This window comes from Ruania rhizosphaerae (assembly GCF_009805705.1).
GTDB classification, from domain to species: domain Bacteria; phylum Actinomycetota; class Actinomycetes; order Actinomycetales; family Beutenbergiaceae; genus Ruania; species Ruania rhizosphaerae.
Genome location: NZ_VSMB01000002.1, coordinates 32,971 through 51,832, shown reverse-complemented (window position 1 = coordinate 51,832; position 18,862 = coordinate 32,971). Strand labels below are relative to the sequence as shown.

The following is an 18,862-nucleotide window of genomic DNA, read 5'->3' as shown; positions in this document are numbered from 1 at the left end:
ATGACCCGTCCTCGCGAGTCTGTCAAAGGGTAGTGATCATCGGTGATTCGCGACGGCCTCACACCAGGAGGCGATGAACCATCCGGCGTCGACCACACTCGACGTCGTCGAAGCGCTTGTTGACGCCAACCGGTGACCAGCGGCTCAGGAGGATGGTGAGGCGGTGCTCCCGCGATTGGTCAGGCTCGCCCGCACCAGCCGCGTCTCCGACGTCCCCTCGCCGCGCATCGCCGCCATAGCCATGTCGACGGCCGTGGCGCCGATGGCCTGGGCCGGGACCTCGATCGAGCTCAGTGGGGCCGCCTGCTGTTCTGCGATGCTCGGCGGGGCGACTGCCACGACCGAGATGTCGCCGGGGATGCGCCAGTCGCGGTCGCGTAGTACATCGAGCACGCTTGGCAGTGCTGCCTCGTGGTGGACGACAAGCGCCGTCGGACGGTCCTCGCGGTCGAGCACCGGGGCGAGCGACTCGGCGACAGCATCGCGCCGGGCAGCGGTGGGCACCACGCTGAACTCGACTCCGGCCGACGCGGACGTCTCGCTCATCCCGCGCACGATGCGCTCGGCGAAGGACATTCGGCGTTCGAAGGTGGTGGCCGGCGGCCCGACCATGACGATGTGCCGGTGACCCTGACCTGCCAGGTGCCGCACTGCGAGGCGGCCGGCGTTCTCGAAGTCGAAGTCGACGCAGCTCAGGCCGTGCGGGTCCTCCGGCAGCCCGATGAGGATCGCCGGCATCTTCGCGCGGGCGAGCGCCTCGGTGCGGGGGTCGTCGGCCTGGACGCTCATGGCGATGATGGCGTCGGCAGTCGAGCCCGCCCACACCCGTTCCGCGGCGCTGGGATCGTCATCGGTCACCAGCAGCACGTCATACCCCTGGGAGCGGGCGCGCGGCGCGATGCCGGCCACGAACTGCATCAGCACATTGACGTCGACGTCCGGACGCAGGGTGGAGGTGCCCGGGGCCATCGGGAGCGGCACCATCAGAGCGAGAACGTTCGTCCGGGCAGAGGCCAGCGCCCGCGCCCCGGCGTGCGGGTGGTAGCCGAGCTCGGCGATCGCCGCTTCCACCCGGCTGCGGGTGGTGGGGGAGATGGATCGCTTCCCCGAGAGGACGTAGGAGACGGTCGACGCCGCGACGCCGGCGCGGCGGGCGACATCGTCGATCGTGGCCACGGGGAGATCCTTCCGTCACGTTGCACCGGGACCCGGATGCCCCGTACAGTGCCGACGGTACCGTGTTGAAGCGCTTCGACAAATCGATGACGCCGTGGGTCGACACCGCTTCACCGAAGCCTGGCTGCTCGCATGCCGAGCAGCATGTCCGGGGCATCGCCCGCGAGGAGACGAGCATGAAGTTCACCGACGGCTACTGGCTGGCACGCGAGGGAGTGCAGATCCTGCGCCCCCGGGAGGTCGAGAGCGTCGAGGACGGCGGCGACCACCTCCTCGTGCACGCGGCCACGGCGCCGTTGCGGCATCGCGGAGACACACTGAACCGCCCGATGATCACCATCCGGATCGACTCTCCGGCCGAGGGCGTGGTCGGAGTGCGGATCGAGCACTTCGCGGGCCGTCGCCCACGCACCCCCCGGTTCGCCCTGGCCACCGAGAGGGTTCCGGTGCATACCGATGTCCCCACGGACGGCTCGACGGGCTCGACGGGCTCGGCCACGTTGACCACGGGCGGTCTCACGGCCCGGGTGGCGACCGCGGGCCCCTGGTGGCTGGAGCTGGTCCGCGGCGACGGATCGATTCTGACCACAGCGAGTGCCGGGGGAACGGCGATCATCGAAGCCCCGGACGGGCCCTACGTGCGTGAGCAGCACGACCTGGCGATCGGCGAGCACCTGTACGGGCTCGGAGAGCGCTTCGGGCCCCTGGTCAAGAACGGCCAGAGCATCGACGTCTGGAACGCCGATGGCGGCACCTCCTCGGAGCAGGCGTACAAGAACGTGCCCTTTCACCTCTCCGATCGCGGGTACGGCGTCTTCGTCGACCACCCTGAGCGGGTCTCCTACGAGATCGCCTCCGAGGTGGCCTCGCGCACCCAGTTCTCGGTCGCCGGCCAGTACCTGCAGTACTACGTGATCGACGGACCGGATCCGAAGGAGGTACTGCGCCGCTACACCGCCCTGACGGGCCGCCCGGCGCAGGTGCCGACGTGGTCCTACGGACTGTGGCTGTCCACCTCCTTCACCACCGACTACGACGAAGCCACCGTCACCTCCTTCATCGACGGGATGGCCGAGCGTGACCTGCCGCTGTCGGTCTTCCACTTCGACTGCTTCTGGATGCGGCAGTTCCACTGGACCGACTTCGTGTGGGATCCGGCCACCTTCGCCGACCCCGACGGGATGCTGCGCCGGCTGCACGAGCGCGGCCTGAAGGTGTGCGTGTGGATCAACCCCTATATCGCTCAGCGCTCGCGCCTGTTCGCCGAGGGAGCCGAGAAGGGCTACCTGGTGACCACCGCCGAGGGGGACCTCTGGCAGTGGGACATGTGGCAGGCCGGGATGGCGCTGGTGGACTTCACCAACCCCGACGCCTGGGCCTGGTACCAGGAGCATCTGCGCACACTGCTGCGCCAAGGGGTCGACGCGTTCAAGACCGACTTCGGCGAGCGCATCCCCACCGACGTCCGCTGGCATGACGGGTCGGATCCGCAGCGGATGCACAACTACTACGCCCAGCTGTACAACCAGTGCGTCTTCGAGGTGCTGGAGGCCGAGCGGGGTCGGGGCGAGGCAGTGCTGTTCGCTCGCTCCGCCACCGCCGGTGGCCAGCAGTTCCCGGTGCACTGGGGTGGCGACTGCGAGTCCACTTTTCCCGCGATGGCCGAATCGCTGCGTGGCGGGCTCTCCCTGGCGGCCTCCGGATTCGGCTTCTGGAGCCATGACATCGGTGGCTTCGAGGGCACCCCCGATCCGGCGGTCTTCAAGCGCTGGGTTGCCTTCGGCCTGCTCTCCTCGCACAGTCGCCTGCACGGCTCCAGCTCCTACCGGGTGCCGTGGGCGTTCGACGAGGAGTCGGTGGAGGTCACCCGTCACTTCACCCACCTCAAACACCGGCTGATGCCCTACCTCGCCCGCGCCGGGCAGATCGCCTCGACCGAGGGTGCGCCGGTGATGCGCCCGATGGTGATGGATTTCCCTGCTGACAGGTCCGTGTCCGCTGCTGACACCCAGTACATGCTGGGCGGTGATCTTCTCGTGGCTCCGGTGTTCGACTCCCGCGAGGTGGAGTACTACCTGCCCGAGGGCACGTGGACGCAGGTGCTGACCGGAGAGCGCGTGGCCGGTGGCCGGTGGCTGCGTGAGCGGCACGGCTTCGACTCGGTCCCGCTGCTGGCGCGCCCAGGCAGTGTGATCGCCTTCGGCTCCCGTACGGATCGCCCGGACTACCCCTACGCTGAGGGTGTCGAGTTGCATGCCTTCGAGCTGGCCGACGGTGCCGAGGTGGCCGTGCAGGTTCCCACCCCCGACGGCGTCGCGTGCGCTGCGGAGGTGTCCGTTCGCCGGTCCGGCGACCGGTTGGAGGCCACGCTGGTGCGCGGCCAAGCGCCTGGCTGGGCGCTGGTCCATCGAGGACGGCGGTACGAGCCTTCCGGAAGCACCGTGACCGTCACGATCACCGACTGATGCCTGTGTTGGAGGAGCAACCATGACTGCATTCGGACCCGATTTCGTCTGGGGCTCGGCCACGGCCGCCTACCAGGTGGAAGGCGCCGCCTCCGAGGGTGGCCGCGGCCCCTCGATCTGGGACGTCTTCTCCCACACCCCGGGGAAGACGCTCAACGGCGACACCGGTGACGTGGCGATCGACCACTACCACCGGATGCGTGAGGACGTCGCCCTGATGGCCGAACTCGGCCTGGGCGCCTACCGCTTCTCGATCTCCTGGCCCCGGGTCCAGCCCGGCGGCCGCGGACCCCTCAACGCCGCCGGCGTCGCCTTCTACTCCGATCTCGTGGACACGCTCCGCCGGTACGCAATCACGCCGGTCGTCACGCTCTACCACTGGGACCTGCCGGCCGAACTGCAGGAGACCGGCGGCTGGACCGACCGCGAGACCGCCTATGCCTTCGCCGAGTACGCCCGCCTCATGGCCCGTGAGCTCGGCGACCGGGTGGATCTGTGGACCACGCTGAACGAACCCTGGTGCACCGCCTTCCTCGGCTACGCCTCGGGGGTGCACGCCCCGGGGATCACCGACCCGGTCGCTGCCCTGCAGGCCGCTCACCACCTGAACCTGGCGCACGGACTGGCGACCAGCGCCATCCGCGGTGAACTGGGTCCGGATGCGAAGGTCGCAGTCACCCTCAACACCCACGTCAACCGCCCGGCGGACCCCGACGACCCGGGTGACGTGGACGCCGTGAGGCGAGTGGACGCCGTCGGGAATCGGATCTTCCTCGACCCGATGCTGCGAGGAAAGTACCCGCAGGACCTGATCGAGGACGTCGCCCACCTCACCGATTTCTCCTTCGTGCGTGAGGGCGACACAGCCCTCATCCATCAGCCGGTCGACGTGCTCGGGGTGAACTACTACTGCACGGGTATCGCCCGGGCATACGCTGCCGACTCGGGCGGCGATCGGGAGACCTCCACGACGCACGGCGACTCCGCGCACAGCCCGTGGGTCGGCGCTGACGATGTGGAGCTGCCACCGGTGCCCGGGCCGCACACCGCGATGGGCTGGAACATCGACCCGGATGGGCTGGTGGAGCTGCTGCTGCGGTTGGACCGTGAGTACGGGGTGCCGCTGATGGTCACCGAGAACGGCGCCGCCTTCGATGATCAGGCGGGCGCCGACGGGATCGTGCACGACACCGACCGCATCGGCTACCTGTACGGTCACATCGACGCCGTCCGGCGGGCACGGGAGGCCGGTGCGGACGTGCGCGGGTACTTCGTGTGGTCGCTGTTCGACAACTTCGAGTGGGCCTACGGCTACGAGCGCCGGTTCGGGATCGTCCGGGTGGACTACGACACTCAGAAGCGCACCCCGAAGGACTCGGCTCGCTGGTACGCCGAGCTCGTGCGCACGGGGGTGCTGCCCGCTGCCGAGGCCCCGGCTCCTGTGATGTGATGGAGCGATGGCCCGCCGGTCCCGCAAGCGTCGCTACGCCGAGCCACACCCTGAGCTCGACGTCGACGCCGTGCTGCGCGGCCGGCCCCGGGTGGAGTCCAGCAGCGATGGACGGCGCTGGAACGTCCGCAACGTGGCGGGATCGGAGAAGATCTACCGGTGCCCGGGGTGTCTGCAGGAGATCGCTCCCGGTACCGCGCACGTGGTCGCCTGGGGTGAGGATCATCTGTTCGGTGCCGAGGCCGCACTGGCCGAGCGCCGTCACTGGCACCGCGGGTGCTGGCAGGCGCGTGGGCGCCGCGGTCCTCGTTGACGGGTGAGGTGATCCCTCAGGCGGGGATCTGCCAGGTATGCACCGGTTCGTTCGCATGCATACCGGTCAGGTACAACCGGAGCATCTCCGCGAGCGCGGCCGGGCGGTCCAGGCCGCTGCGTTCCAGGGCCTTCACCGTCTCGGTCTGCCACCAGGCGCCGTTGCGGCGCCACTTGCAGCGCGCCTCGATGATCGGCAGGTAGCGGTCCACCACGGCCGCAGCGACCCCCCGTCGCGCCAGGCCCTCGGCCGCCAGTGGCAGCAGATGGCGCAGCACCAGCTCGTCCCAGGGGACGTCGCCGTAGCCGGGCCAGTAGAACTTCGCCTCGACGCCCTCACGTGCGCCGGCAGTGAAGTTGCTGTGCGCCGCGGCGAAGGAGATCCGGGTCCAAGCCGGGCGTTCGTCCTGCGCGAGCATCTCCAATGCCCCGTAGTAGAAGGCCGCGTTGGCGAGTGTGTCCACCACGGTCGGCCCGGCCGGGAGTACCCGGTTCTCCACGCGCAGGTGTGGTTCGCCGTCCACGACGTCGTAGATCGGGCGGTTCCAGCGGTACACGGTGCCGTTGTGCAGCCGCAGTTCGCCCAGCTGCGGAGTGCGACCGGCGGCGAGCTCGGCCTCGGGATCCTCGTCGGTGCACTCGGGAAGCAGTGCCGGGAAGTACTGCACGTTCTCCTCGAACAGGTCGAAGATCGAGGTGATCCAGCCGTCGCCGAAGTACACCGGCGGGCGCACTCCCTGGTTGCGCAGCTCCGGAGAACGGGTGTCGGTGGCCTGCAGGAACAGCTCGGTCCGGGTTTCGGCCCACAGCTGGTGACCGAAGAGATACGGCGAGTTCGCCCCCAGGGCCAGTTGCGGACCGGCAAGCAGCTGGGCAGCGTTCCAGTGCGCGGCGAAGTCGGTGGGGGAGACCTGCAGGTGCAGCTGGACCGAGGTGCACGCCGATTCCGGCGCGATCGTTCCGGTGGTCATGCGCAGGGGTTCGGCGCCGGTGATGTCGAGATCGAGATCCTCCCGGCGCGCCGCGAAGACGGCGTCCTCGAGTGCCTGGTACCGGGGGTTGGGACTCATCCAGTCGCCCGTGAGGTGCTCGGGCCGCAGGGTGGGCAAGATCCCGATCATCGCGATCGCCGCGCCGTGCCTGCTCGCGCGCTCCTCGGCATGGTTGAGGTCCTGGCGCAACTTCTCCTCCAGCTCGAGCACGGCATAGCCGGGCAGCTCGGCGGGTGGGACGTTCAACTCGATGTTGTAACGGCCGAGCTCGGTCTGGAACGCGGGGTCGGCGATCTCGGTGAGCACCTCGGCGTTCTTCATCGTCGGCTGGTGGTCGGAGTCGACCAGGTTGAGCTCGATCTCCAGCCCGGTGCGGGACGGGGCATGTTCGAAGTGATGCGTGCTGAGCATCTCCTCGAACACGTCCAGGCACCGGCGCACCTTCTCCCGGTAGCGCTGGCGGTGCTCCCGTGAGAACGACGGTGTGGTGATGTCCTCGCCCATCACGAGCTCCTCAAGGTCGGCGAGCGCGAATCCCCACATCACATCATTGCCGGAGCCGCGCCGCTACCGGTTCGCCGTGCTCGCCTGACGGGATCGACACGAATACGTCGAGCTGTGCACCATGGTGCGCTGATCCGCTGCGTGGGTGTCGCTGCGGTCGCGGCACTGGCTACGGTCGAAGCTCCGATGACGCCGAAGGAAGGGATCGTCATGCTCTCCGTCACTGCTCATGGTCCGGTGGTCGATATTCCGCTGGTGCTGCTGCACGCCTTCCCGCTGGATTCGGCGATGTGGGCCGGCATGCTTGAGGCGATGCCCGAGGTGGGGGTCCTCACCGTCGACGCCCCCGGGTTCGGCGGATCGGCCCCGGTCGAGGGCGGACTGGATGCCTATGCCGATGCCATTGCCGAGACGTTGGCGTACCAAGGCATCGACCGGGCTGTGGTGGCTGGTCTCTCGATGGGCGGCTATACGGCGCTTGCGCTCGCCGAACGGCACCCGCGGCTACTCGCCGGCCTGGGCCTGCTCGACACCAAGGCCACGGCCGATCCCGAGCCCGCGCGCCGGAAGCGACTCGAGATGGCCGATGCTGCCCTCGTCGACGGTGCCGCGGTGGTGGCCCCGATGATCGACGTGCTGCTTGCCCCCGGGGCGCCTGAGGTGACCCGTGCCCAGGTGCAGGACTGGCTGGCGCAGGCACCGCCGTCGGGGATCGCCTGGGCGCAACGGGCGATGGCGGAGCGTCCGGACCGGCTCGCCGTACTGGGCGGGCTGGAGGTCCCGTCTCTGGTCCTGCGTGGAGCTGAGGACGGGATCGCCATCGGCGACGATCACGAGCAGATGGCCCGCGCTCTGGGAACCGCGGTGGTCGAGCTCCACGCGGCTGGGCACCTGAGCGCGGTGGAGGAACCTGCTCCGGTGGCTCGTGCACTGGCCGATCTGGCGAACCGGGCGACCGCGTCATGATGAGACGGTTGTCACATGTGTCCGACTTGTAACCCACTTTGTTCGAACAAACCTTGAGAATCCGAAGCTGTTGTCCTAACCTGTCTTGGTAAACGCTTCCCTGCGCCCGGTGCCGGCTCCTCGCCACCAGACGCACTCAAGGACGAGAGGTGCACTCATGAATCCCGTACTCAACCCAGTCCTCGGCCGCCGCCAGCTGATCGCCGGCGGCCTTGCCGGTGGTGCCGCTGCGGTGGGACTGTCCGCCTGCTCCGATGGCGGTGGCGGTGGCAGCGCCGAAGGCGCCACACTGCAGTTCTACCTCTCCGGTGACGCCAACCAAGGCGGTGGCTACCAGCACATGGCCACGAAGTACGAGGAGGAGACCGGCGTCCACATCGAGATCGTCGATGTGGCCAACGATGACCTCCAGACCCGGCTGCGCAACGCCGCTCTCGCAGACGACCTGCCAGCGCTCGCCCGTCCGGGTGCGTTCGACCCGCAGTGGATGAACGCGTGCCGCGACCTCACCGAGATCGCCGAGTCGACCGGCGCCATGACCGATCTGTCCGTGATCGACGAGTCCGGCAGGGTCCTCTCGCTGCCGAGCGACGTCACCGCGGTGGGGCTGTTCCTCAACAAGTCGCTCTTCGACGCCGCGGGTGAGACCTACCCGCAGTCCGAGGACGAGATCTGGACCTGGGACGAGTTCGTCGCGACCGTCAAGCGGGTGCAGGAGAGCACCGAGACCAGCTACGGCATGGTGATGGACCGGACCTCTCACCGGCTCAAGGCGTTCCTGTACGAGTTCGGCTCCGATGCGTTCATGGCCGACGACAACGACGAGTACCAGACCAACGAGAACACCAAGCCGGCGCTGGAGTACTTCTACGACCTGAACGACGACTCGTTCATGCCGCGTTCGGTCTGGCTCTCCGACGGCGACCCGAACGCCCTCTTCAAGAGCGGTGACGTGGTCTCCTACCTCTCCGGCTCGTGGCAGATCGCCGACTTCGAGGAGAACATCGCCGATTTCGAGTGGGTCTCGGTGTATCTGCCCACGCAGCCGGTGCGGGCGACGAACTTCGGTAACGCCGCCAACATCGTGGTCTTCGAGGGCGACCAGTCCGATGCTGCCTACGACTTCATCAACTGGCTGTACCAGCCGGAGAACTACACCGAGCTGAGCGAGACCTCCGGCTTCCTGCCTGCGGTGGAGGGCCTGCAGATCTCCTACGAGAGCAACCAGGAGTTCTTCGACCTCTACAACGCCGAGATCGAGGCGTGCGACCCGATCGCCGGTGAGGTCAAGGCCCAGGAGCTGGTGCAGCAGGCCGAGGGCCTGCAGATCGAGGGTGACCCGCTGCGGGACGAGGTCGTGAGGTACCTCAACGACGAGCAGGACGTCGACGCCACGATCCAGAACATCAAGGATCAGCTGACTCAGGCGCTGACCTCGATCCGTTGATACTCCGGGTGCGCCCGGCCTGACGGCCGGGCGCACCCGCGATCCTTCGAAGGAGCCACATGACTGCGTCCACCGCCGAGCCTGTCGAGCAGGCCGCGCCAGTGCCCCAGCATCCTCGGCGCCGGCGGAGCTCGATTCGCCGTGGTCAGACGATCGCACCGCTGATCTTCATCGCCGCGGCGGTCGTGCTGTTCGCCCTGTTCTTCATCTGGCCGGGTGTTTTCGGCTTCATCTACTCGCTCTCCGACTACCGCGGGTTCGGCACCCCGGACATCATCGGGTTCGACAACTACACCCGGCTCTTCGGCGATCCCGAGTTCTACAGTGCACTCGGGCGCACCTTCCTGTTCGTCGGGTTCTCAGTCCCGTTGCACTACATCATCCCGCTCGGCCTCGCGGTGCTGCTGACGACGAAACTCGCGCGTGGGCAGGCCGTGGCGCGTGCGGTGTTCTTCTTGCCCTGGTTGATCTCCCCGATCGTCAACGGTGTGATCTGGCGCTGGCTGTTCGGGGAGAACTTCGGTTTCTTCAACTACTTCCTGTCGATCTTCGGGATCGGCCCGGTGCAGTGGCAGACCAACGGTGAGCTCGCCCTGGTCGTCGTGCTGATCGCCGGTACCTGGGGAGGGACGGCGTTCACGATGCTGCTGTTCATCGCTGCCCTGCGCAACGTCCCGCAGTCCTACCTGGAAGCCGCCGCGATCGACGGCGCCATGGGCTGGAAGCGGTTCCGGCGCATCACCCTGCCGCTGCTGGCGCCCACGACGTTCCTGGTCGTGCTCGTCACCACGATCGGGGCCATGAAGGAATTCGCGATGATCCAGGCGCTCAACGGTGGTGGCCCGGGCACCGAGAACGTGCTGATGGTGCAGTACATCTACCGCACGGGATTCGAGCGGGGCGATATCGGCTACGCCAGCGCTGCCTCGATGGTGCTCATGGTGATTCTCATCGTGATCGCGCTGATCCAGATGCGCTTCGACCGGAAGGACGTCCAATGAGTTCGACGCAGACGGAGACGGCCACCGTGCCCGTGCGGGGCAAGAAGGCCTCGGTCGTTCCGGGCACCGTGTTGCTGTGGGTCCTGGTCGCGATCTATGCGTTCCCGCTGCTGTGGTTCATCCTCAGCTCCTTCAAGCCGGGCAGCGAGCTGTTCAGCCTGCCGCTGTCAATCCTGCCGGAGACATGGACGATCTCGGGGTATCAGGACGCCTGGAGCCGGTTCAACTTCGCCCGGTACTTCATGAACACCGGCATCGTGGCCGTGGTCACCACCGCGCTGACCGTGCTCGTCTCCTCGATGACTGGATACGCGCTTGCCAAGTACAAGGCGTGGTGGCTCAACGTCTTCTTCATGTGCGTCCTTGCCACCACGATGCTGCCGACCGAGGTCATCATGCCCTCGACGTTCGTGGTGATCCGTGACCTGGGCCTGTATGACTCGCTCCCGGGCATCATCATCCCCTCCATCGTCACCGCGACCGGTGTGTTCATGTTCCGGCAGTACTTCAAGACGGTCCCGGACGAGTTGCTGGAGGCGGCGCGCATCGACGGCGTGGGGGAGATCCGGACCTTCTTCTCCATCATGCTGCCGCTCGCCAAACCGATGGCGGTGACGTTGGCGATCTTCTCCTTCCAGTGGCGCTGGAACGACTACATCTGGCCGTTGCTGGTGCTCAACGACCCCAACCAGTACACGCTGCAGATCGCACTGCGCTCGATCGTGGGTGCGGACAACATCGACTGGTCGGTGCTGCTGGCGGCCTCAGTGATCTCGCTGGTGCCGATGATCGTCCTGTTCCTGATCTTCCAGCGCCAGATCATGAGCGCGGACATGAACTCCGGCCTCAAGGACTGATCGATGACCGCGGAGTACGCGACCCGGATCACCTCGGCAGCCGATGAGGTGCTTGCCTCACTTCTCGACGATGCGCCGCCGGCGATCGCCCACCGTGAGGTGATGCGCCGGATCAAGACGGCCGCCGCCTGCGCGCACGCGCCCGGTTCACGCTGGCACCGGCACCCCGATCCGCTCCGGGTGGCGAGCCAGTGGCTGGCCCAGCTACGCGGCCTGCAGGCGGCCACCGGGCTGTTCACCTCAGGTGACAACGTCGACTCACCACCGGACTCGAGCTTCACGCTCAACGATCTGGTGATCACCCGTGACCTACTCGACCACGCACCGCAGCCGGCGTGGGCCGAGGTGAGCCACGGCCTGGGTGAGATCGCCGCCCGGGCCGCGGGCGCCGTCGTCAGTGGTGGAGTGCACACCCCCAACCACCGGTGGGAAATCGCCTCCGCCCTGGCGGGACTCGCACGGATCACCGGCGACGAGCGTGCCCGCGAGCGGGCGCGGCAGTGGCTCGCTGAGGGCGTGGATGTCGACGAGGACGGCGTGTATTCGGAGCGGTCGGCGAACTATGCCGCGTATGTCTCCAACCCGAGTCTGCTGGCGCTCGCCGCCGAGCTGGACCGGCCCGATTTGCGTGAGATCGTCCACCGCAACCTGCACGCGATGATCGACCTCACCGATGACGGTGAGGTGGAGACCGTGCACTCGCGCCGCCAGGACCAGCGGGAGGTCTTCGTCACCGGTCCTTTCGCCACCCAGTGGCGACGGTTTGCCGTGGGTGGATGTTCCCGCTGTGCTGCGGCCGCCCGTGAGGCTGAGAGCGCCGCGAGATTCGACCCGGTGGATGCGCTGGCGCAGACCCTGCTCGAACCAGAGCTTGCCATCGGCGTTCCCGACGGCGTCACGGCCCCCGTGGACCGCCGGTTCGCCCTGGGACTGTGGCGTCAGCGGAACGCCGATCGCATGCTCACCGTCCACGGCGGCTCCGACGTCCCCCACGCGGGGCGGGTAGCCTCCGGGCTGGCGTGCAATCCGACCGTGCTGCGGCTGCGGCACGCGAGCGTACTGCTGGACTCGCTGCGTGTCTCCCGTGACTTCTTCGGACTCGGTCCCTTCCGCGCACAGCGGGCCGAGGAGTCCGACGGCGTGATCACACTGACCGAGGACCTCTCGGCGGGCTACTACCAGCCGCTTTCGGAAGCCGAGCGGCGCCCGGATGGGGACTACCCGGTGGAGTTCGAGGGCCGGTTCGCTGCGGCGATGGCCTTCTCCCGCCGCGCCAGTGACCAGGTGCGCCTGCAGACCACGATGCGCGTGCGGCCCGAGGCTGACGGGCTGCGCCTCGAGGTGGACTTCGCCGGTGCCGACGTGCCCTATGCCGTGGAACTGGCGTTCCGCCCCGGTGGGCAGCTCACTGGGGGCCGCGATCTCGGAGCCGGGGCGGTCGAGCTCGTTGAGGGGGTGGCGACCTACCGGGTCGGCGCCGACGAGATTGTGGTCGGCCCGGGCAACGGCACCGGTGCGGACCGCCCACCCGCCTATCATCCGGGGGAGGCGTACACCTTCCTCGGAGGCACCGACGCTCTCACCGGTCCACGCGTTTACGTGACCGGACGGACGACAAGCCGCCTCGTCCTCACGATCCAGGGGCGCTCTGACGAGGTTGGTCCTGGTCGTTAGCCCACCCGGGTAGCAGCCGCTCGAGAGCGTCGCGCAGATCGATCGAGTCGCCGTCCTTGCCACCGGCGCCGAGCACCAGTGGGGGCGGCTTGGCCTCCGGCTCCACTCCGCGTAGCCGGTCCCAGAGGCTCAGTGGTGCGGTGAGCACGTAGAAGGAACCGTCAGTCCCGACGGCGGCCGTGCGGTCCACCCGCAAGTACCAGCCATGTCGCGGCGTGCGTGCACTTCCGCGACCACCGTAACCCTGGACCTCGAGCGGGTGGGCAGGCAGCTCCGCCTGCTCCGCGGCACGGACGAACTGATCGAGCAGCCGCTGGGCCCGGGCGTTCTCGGACGCCTGGCGGGCGACGAGACGCCGCTCGTGCTCGGCCGCTGCCTCTCTGCGCTGGCGGGCCCAGTCCTGCTCGGTGCTCATCGACCCAGCCTACGGGCGCGAACGCGCGGTCTGGGACTCGTAGAGTGTGCGGATGACGTCCGCGCGGATCCGCATCGCTCACGCCGGCGACGCCGCTGCCTTGCACCAGGTGCACTGTGCCACCTGGCGCGAGGCATATGCGGATCTGGTGCCGCCGGAGGTGCTCGACGAGCGCGAGCGCACCGGCCTGACCCGGTGGGAGCAGGTCCTTACCGACGACGCAGGAATGACCGTCTGGCTCGCGCACCGCGACGGCCGGCCCGTGGGGTTGGCGCGTGCGGAGGCCGCGGGAGTGCACCAGGTGCGCTCGTTGCAGCTGAGCGAGCTCTACGTTCTCGCGGGCGAGTACGGCCGAGGGACGGGCGCTCACCTGCTCGAGCTCGCCGTCGGCGACGCGCCCTGCATGCTCTGGGTGGCGCGGGACAACGCTCGTGCGGTCGCTTTCTACCGCAAGCATGGCTTCGAGGCTGACGGCGCCGAGCAGCAGGTCGAACCCTGGGGTGCGCTGCCGATCATCCGGATGGTGCGCTAATCGCAAGCTCAGGCGATCGCGCCTAGTTCCGTACGGGATCGATGACCTGGGTCTCGTCCTCGGACTCGTCGGCGGGCTCGGGTGCAGTAGGCTCCTTGGCCTCGCTCTGGTCGTCGGTGCCCTCAGTGTCGTCAGGGTCGTCGGTGTCCGCAGTGCCGTCAGTGTCGTCAGTGCCGTCAGTGTCGTCACTTGCTGCCAGCTCCGCCGCCTGGGCGACCTGCCCTGACCCGAGGAGCGCTCGCAGCTCGTCGAGATACCCGGTGATCGACTCCCGCTGCCGGTTCAGATCGTCCACGTGGCGCTGGGCATTGCGGCGCTCGCGGTCGGTCTGAGCGGTGGTATCGGCACGCAACCGGTCGGCGTTCTCGCGCGCCTCCTGCAGGAGGCGCTCCGCGCTGGAGCGCGCGTCGTCAAGGATCTGCTCGGCCTGCGACTCGGCGGACGAACGCAATTCCTCGGCCTTCGCAAGCGCTTCGGCCACCCGAGACTCCGCCTCCTGGGCGTGTGCCTGCGCATCGGCGACCATGGCGTCGGTGTCCGCCTTGGCCTGGGCGTGCATCTCGGCGTCGGACTCCTCGGAGGCCGCACGGCGGGCAGCGATCTCGAGTTCGGCCTCCTCGCGCATCTGCGCGACCGAACGGCGGATCTCCTCGGCGTCGGCGTTCGCCGTCCGCAGGATCTCGGCTGCCTGCTCTTCTGCGGAGGCGATCGTCGAGGCGGCGGTGCGCTCGGCATCCTCGCGCAGCGCCTGCACCTCCGTCTGGGCCTTCTCGCGCAACTCGGTGGCTTCGGTCTCGCTCGTGGAGCGCAGCTCGCGAGCAGCCCGCTCCGAACTCACCTTCAGCTCGGCAACCTCTTGCTCGACGGTGGCGCGCAGGGTGCCCAACTCACGTTCGAGGCTCGCCTTGCGCTCGCTCTGCTCGGTGGTCGTCACACTCGCGATGCGGGCTGCCTCCCGCTCGGCGGAGCTCACGAGCTCTTCGGCCTTGCGTTGAGCGGAGAGCAGGATGCCGTCAGCCTTGGAGGTCGCACGTTCGATCGCGCTCTCGGCATCGCGCCTGGCGACGGACAGCCGTTCAGCCGACTCGTTCTCGGCCTGCTCGGTGAGCTGATCAGCGCTGGTCTGGGCGCGCTCGAGCAGTTCCTTGGCCTGCTCGTCCGCCTGCGTGACGACATCGCTCGACTGCTCCTCGGCCGAACGAAGCAACTGCTCGATCCGGGCGCCCAGACCCGCATAACTCGGCTTCTCCGCCTCACGCAGCTGAGCCTGGGCATCGGCGAGCTCGCCGGAGACCTGCATGACTGAACCGTCGAGCGACTCCACCTGGGAGCGTGCCTCGGTGAGCTTGCGCTCGGACTCGGTGAGTCGTCGCTCCAGGGTGTGGATGTGCTGGTCGACCTGTGCGCGGTCATACCCGCGCATCACGACGGGAAAGGACGAGGTGTCGTCTGCCACGGATACTCCTGCCAGGCTCGAGCATGGATTCCCGGCCAGCGTACTGCGTCTGCCGAGGCCCTGGTGAGAGCAGCCGAATGTGGGACCGGTCACCAGGACGTGAAATATCACAGAAGGGTCACGTACCCTGGGAGGCTGGCAGCCTTCCACCTTCAGAAGGGCGACAACGCGCGTGCTAGGACGGATCTTCGCGATCCTGCTCATTGTGCTCGGACTCGGCACAGCAGCAGCAGGGATCGCCTCGGGTACCGTGTGGCGGCCCGACGAGACGGTGACCGCCACGCTTCCGCAGGAACCCGAGGCGCCGGTGGTGCTCGCCCGGACCCATGTGCTGGCGACGGTCAACCCCGACGTGACGGTCACGGTGACCGGTCCCGACGAGGACACCCCGCTGGTGCTGGTGATGGGCCGCACGGCTGAGGTGCACGCCTGGCTCGATGGCGCCGATGCCGTGGAGATCACGGGGCTGACGAGCTGGGAGACGTTGCGCGTAGCCGATGGCGATGCCGCCAGCGAGGAACCGACGACGGACGAGACGACGAGCCCCTCCACCGATGATGCGGTGGAGTCGGAGTCGCCCAGCCCAGAGGAGTCGGAGTCGCCCACCGAGGAAGACGAGGAAGCGGAGGCAGCCAGCACGGTGCCCAACCCGGCTGGTTCGGATCTGTGGATCGAAGAGCTCACCGGCACCGGTGAACTGACCTACGAATGGACCCAGGTCGAGGGTGACTGGACGATGCTGGTCGCCACCGACGGCACTGAGCCGGCTCCCGCCGTGTCTCTCACCTGGGACCGCGAGGTCACGACCCCGCTGATGATCCCCGGCATCGTGGTCGGCTCGGTGCTCTTCCTCATCGGTGCGGTGTGGCTGACGATCCTGCTGCTCATGGCACGCGAGGAGAAGCGAGCCCGGAAACGCGCCCAGAGCAGTGACGAGGATTCCACATCGACGACCACGACCACACTGACCGCGGTGGACGGCACGACGCTGACGCGGCGTCAGCTGCGCGAAGCGGAGCGTGCTGAAGCCCGCCGTTCTCACGGTGGTGCTGGAGATACTGCTGACGCGGCTGAATCGAGTGCTGGGCACGACGACGAACCTGATACTGCTGACGAACCTGATGGTGCTGGGGACCTCGACGCCTGGGTGCGCGGGGGAGCGAGCGAGCAGGCACCGGACGACGATGTCGATCATCCTGACAGCGCCAAGGACACCAACGACACCAACGACGCCTCGTCCGAGACGACCCCGGAAGAGGAGCAGACGGGTCAACTCCCGATCCGCCGTCAGTGGTGGCGCCGACGGCGCTCAGACGCGCCGGAGGCGGCTGCAGGCGAGGACGAGAACGAGAACGGCAGCTCCCTCCGGCAGCCCTCGTCCTGGGGAGCGCCGACTATCGGAGCTGCTGGCACCTCGGAGGAGGCAGGCTCGCAGTACCGGGTGGAACGTGCTGAGCCTGCTGACGAGACGAAGGCAGACGAGACGAACGCCCAGGCCTCCGGTGCGTCCTGGCGCCAGACCTGGGGTCTGGGGACCACCACCCCGGAACCGGCAGACCAGGTTGACACAGACCAGGCCGACCCAGAGGAGGAGCGGTCATGAGGCGACCCAACCGCGCGCTGACCGGGGCTGCTGCCCTGCTCACCGCTGGTGCCCTGCTCGGCGCCTGCGCCATCGAGGTTCCCGAACCGGCCGATCCGCCGGAGCAGACCGAGACACTTCCGGTCCTGGACGGTCCTCGGTTGGATCGCGTGCTGGCCGATCTCGGTGAGGTGATCGCCGCAGCGGACGAGGCCCGTGACGCCGAGGCGCTCGAGCCACGGATGGACGACCCTGCCCTGAGTGTGCGGGCAGCAGAGTACGCCTTGGCTGCTGAGACCGCGGACGCGGAGAACCCCTACACACCGCAGCCGCTGACGGTCGCCTCAGACGTCGAGATCGTGGCCATGACCGATACCTGGCCACGGACGGTCATGGTGATCACCGAGATCCCGGACGAAGCGAACGGGCCGTTGCTCCTCACGCTGCGGCAGGCGAGCCCCCGTAGTCAGTACGTCATGCACAGTTGGGTACGCCTGTTGCCGGCGGTGGAGATGCCGGCGACCGCGATCCCGGGAGAGGGCAGCGCGCCGGTCGCCGACGATGCCGAGGGGCATCTGTACTCGCCTGAGGCGGCGATGTCCGCCTATGCGGAGGTGCTCAGCGACTCCGGTGCTGATGCCGCCGAGAACTTCGCCGATGACGTCTTCCGCACACTCGTCGGTGAACGGCAGGATGCGGCGACGGAGGCAGCCGAGTTCGAGGAGGCCGGCGAGTTCGAGCACTCCACGAGCGTCCCGGATCAGGAGATCTCCACGTTGGCCACGGCCGACGGTGGATTCATCGTGGTGGGCGCCTTGACCACCCGTGAGACCTACACCAAGACCGTCGAGGGCTCCGAGCTCACGGTCGGAGGCACGATCGGCATGCTCGACTCCGACGGCGGGGAGATCGCGGACGTCGGGACGTCCATCCATGCCGACTACCAGCTCATGGTCTCCCTCTACGTACCGCCGGAAGGTGAAGACGCGCAGGTACGAGTGCTGGGGGCCGAAGAGGTGCTCTCCGAGGTCACCCGGTCCGAGGCCGAGGACGAGTGATCAGCCACTGCCGAGCGGAACTAGGATCGAGAGCATGAGTCAGCCAGACACCCCGGTCAATCTGCACGGAGCCGTCGACCTGTCGGCGCTCACCGCACCGAAGCCGCCCGCCCCGTCCCAGGACACCCCTGCCGGCGTGGTGGTCGATGTCACCGAGGCCACGCTCAACGACGTGGTGCAGCAGTCGATGACTGTTCCCGTCGTGGTGATGCTGTGGCAGGTGGGTGAGGGCAACAGCCTCGAACTCGGCCCGACCATGGAGTCCCTTGCCGGCGAATACCAGGGCAAGTTTCTGCTCGCCCGTGTCGACGTGGCCGCCAACCCACGTGTGGCGCAGGTCTTCGGCGTCCAGTCCATCCCGTCCGTGGTGGCCATCATCAAGGGCCAGCCACTGCCGCTGTTCCAGGGCTCCTATCCGGCGGAGCAGGTCCGGGCAGTCCTCGACCAGGTGCTGCAGGCTGCGGCCGAGAACGGCGTGACGGGCCGGGTCGAGACCGCTGCCGGTGAGGACGCTGAGGATGCGAACGGGAGCGAACCCGAGGAGCCGCCGTTGCCGCCGCATATCCAGGCCGCCTATGACGCGATCGAGGCGGACGACCTCGACGGCGCAGCTGCTGCCTTCAAGGATGCACTGAACCAGAATCCCCGCGATGCTGAGGCGAGCGCCGGTCTGGCTCAGGTGGAGCTGCTGCGCCGGATCTCCGGTCTGGACCCGCAGACCGTGCTCGCCGCGGCCGAGCAGGCCGGTCCCGGTGACATCACGGCCCAGCTGCCGGCCGCAGACATCGACGTGGCCTCGGGTCGCCTAGCCGACGGATTCGCGCGACTTCTCGGCGTGATCAGGGTGACCGCGGGCGAGGATCGGCAGACCGTTCAGAAGCGCCTGGTGGAACTGTTCCAGCTCGCCCCGGAGGACTCGCCCGAGGTGATCAAGGCCCGCCGGGACCTTGCCCGCGCCCTCTACTGAGCGGCACC

The 18,862-nt window shown here is 68.2% G+C and carries 16 protein-coding genes and 1 pseudogene; 13 read left to right on the top strand and 4 right to left on the bottom strand.

Annotated elements, in window-relative coordinates:
• Nucleotides 1-144: 144 nt before the first annotated feature.
• Complete coding sequence (locus FV560_RS03695; protein ID WP_159619507.1) at nt 145-1,176, bottom strand: LacI family DNA-binding transcriptional regulator; 1,032 nt, start codon at nt 1,174-1,176, stop codon at nt 145-147.
• A gap of 176 nt (nt 1,177-1,352) precedes the next feature.
• Here FV560_RS03695 and yicI point away from each other — a divergent pair, with 176 nt between their 5' ends.
• Genes yicI through FV560_RS03680 form a run of 3 tightly spaced genes read left to right on the top strand, consistent with a single transcriptional unit; the run spans nt 1,353 to nt 5,404 of the window.
• On the top strand, nt 1,353-3,641 hold the full coding sequence (yicI, locus tag FV560_RS03690) for an alpha-xylosidase (RefSeq protein WP_159619505.1): 2,289 nt from the start codon (nt 1,353-1,355) through the stop codon (nt 3,639-3,641).
• Nucleotides 3,642-3,663: 22 nt separating this feature from the next.
• On the top strand, nt 3,664-5,091 hold the full coding sequence (locus FV560_RS03685) for a GH1 family beta-glucosidase (RefSeq protein ID WP_159619503.1): 1,428 nt from the start codon (nt 3,664-3,666) through the stop codon (nt 5,089-5,091).
• Between the two features lie 7 nt (nt 5,092-5,098).
• Nucleotides 5,099-5,404, top strand: a complete 306-nt coding sequence (locus FV560_RS03680) for a hypothetical protein (RefSeq protein WP_159619501.1) — start codon at nt 5,099-5,101, stop codon at nt 5,402-5,404.
• A gap of 16 nt (nt 5,405-5,420) precedes the next feature.
• Here the strand turns inward: FV560_RS03680 and FV560_RS03675 are convergent, their stop codons facing one another.
• The gene (locus FV560_RS03675; protein ID WP_159620207.1) at nt 5,421-6,899 is read right to left on the bottom strand and encodes a glutamate-cysteine ligase family protein; all 1,479 of its coding nucleotides are present in this window, start codon (nt 6,897-6,899) and stop codon (nt 5,421-5,423) included.
• 186 nt (nt 6,900-7,085) lie between these two features.
• On the opposite strand from FV560_RS03675, the gene FV560_RS03670 reads away from it, so the two are divergent.
• The 5 genes from FV560_RS03670 to FV560_RS03650 all read left to right on the top strand — a co-directional run bounded on the left by FV560_RS03670 (nt 7,086) and on the right by FV560_RS03650 (nt 12,844).
• The gene (locus FV560_RS03670) at nt 7,086-7,865 is read left to right on the top strand and encodes an alpha/beta fold hydrolase (protein WP_235019909.1); all 780 of its coding nucleotides are present in this window, start codon (nt 7,086-7,088) and stop codon (nt 7,863-7,865) included.
• 157 nt (nt 7,866-8,022) lie between these two features.
• Complete coding sequence (locus FV560_RS03665) at nt 8,023-9,312, top strand: extracellular solute-binding protein (RefSeq protein WP_159619498.1); 1,290 nt, start codon at nt 8,023-8,025, stop codon at nt 9,310-9,312.
• 59 nt (nt 9,313-9,371) lie between these two features.
• Complete coding sequence (locus FV560_RS03660; RefSeq protein WP_159619496.1) at nt 9,372-10,313, top strand: carbohydrate ABC transporter permease; 942 nt, start codon at nt 9,372-9,374, stop codon at nt 10,311-10,313.
• Entirely contained in the window at nt 10,310-11,170 is an 861-nt protein-coding gene (locus tag FV560_RS03655) for a carbohydrate ABC transporter permease (RefSeq protein ID WP_159619494.1), read from the top strand. The genes FV560_RS03660 and FV560_RS03655 overlap by 4 nt, the downstream gene beginning before the upstream one ends.
• 3 nt (nt 11,171-11,173) lie before the next feature.
• A complete protein-coding gene (locus FV560_RS03650) occupies nt 11,174-12,844 on the top strand; it encodes a hypothetical protein (protein WP_159619492.1) in 1,671 nt (556 codons plus the stop codon).
• On the opposite strand, the gene FV560_RS03645 is transcribed toward FV560_RS03650, so the two are convergent.
• Nucleotides 12,801-13,259, bottom strand: coding sequence for a hypothetical protein (locus tag FV560_RS03645; RefSeq protein ID WP_159619490.1), 459 nt, complete (start codon nt 13,257-13,259; stop codon nt 12,801-12,803). The two genes, FV560_RS03650 and FV560_RS03645, sit on opposite strands and share 44 nt — an antisense overlap.
• 52 nt (nt 13,260-13,311) lie before the next feature.
• Between FV560_RS03645 and FV560_RS03640 the strand changes: the two genes are divergently transcribed.
• Nucleotides 13,312-13,791 (top strand): GNAT family N-acetyltransferase, encoded by a 480-nt coding sequence (locus FV560_RS03640; RefSeq protein WP_159619488.1) that lies wholly within the window; start codon nt 13,312-13,314, stop codon nt 13,789-13,791.
• 22 nt (nt 13,792-13,813) lie between these two features.
• On the opposite strand, the gene FV560_RS03635 is transcribed toward FV560_RS03640, so the two are convergent.
• A complete protein-coding gene (locus FV560_RS03635) occupies nt 13,814-15,247 on the bottom strand; it encodes a hypothetical protein (protein ID WP_159619486.1) in 1,434 nt (477 codons plus the stop codon).
• Between the two features lie 172 nt (nt 15,248-15,419).
• Here FV560_RS03635 and FV560_RS03630 point away from each other — a divergent pair, with 172 nt between their 5' ends.
• The 4 genes and pseudogenes from FV560_RS03630 to FV560_RS20640 all read left to right on the top strand — a co-directional run bounded on the left by FV560_RS03630 (nt 15,420) and on the right by FV560_RS20640 (nt 18,854).
• Nucleotides 15,420-16,850, top strand: coding sequence for a hypothetical protein (locus tag FV560_RS03630; RefSeq protein ID WP_159619484.1), 1,431 nt, complete (start codon nt 15,420-15,422; stop codon nt 16,848-16,850).
• Nucleotides 16,847-17,887, top strand: a complete 1,041-nt coding sequence (locus FV560_RS03625) for a DUF8094 domain-containing protein (protein WP_159619482.1) — start codon at nt 16,847-16,849, stop codon at nt 17,885-17,887. The genes FV560_RS03630 and FV560_RS03625 overlap by 4 nt, the downstream gene beginning before the upstream one ends.
• 34 nt (nt 17,888-17,921) lie before the next feature.
• A pseudogene (locus FV560_RS20645) lies at nt 17,922-18,320 on the top strand (thioredoxin domain-containing protein); the annotation flags it as partial.
• A gap of 246 nt (nt 18,321-18,566) precedes the next feature.
• Nucleotides 18,567-18,854 carry a tetratricopeptide repeat protein gene (locus FV560_RS20640; protein WP_420853346.1) on the top strand — a complete coding sequence of 96 codons (288 nt, stop codon included), beginning with the start codon at nt 18,567-18,569 and terminating at the stop codon, nt 18,852-18,854.
• Nucleotides 18,855-18,862: the final 8 nt, after the last annotated feature.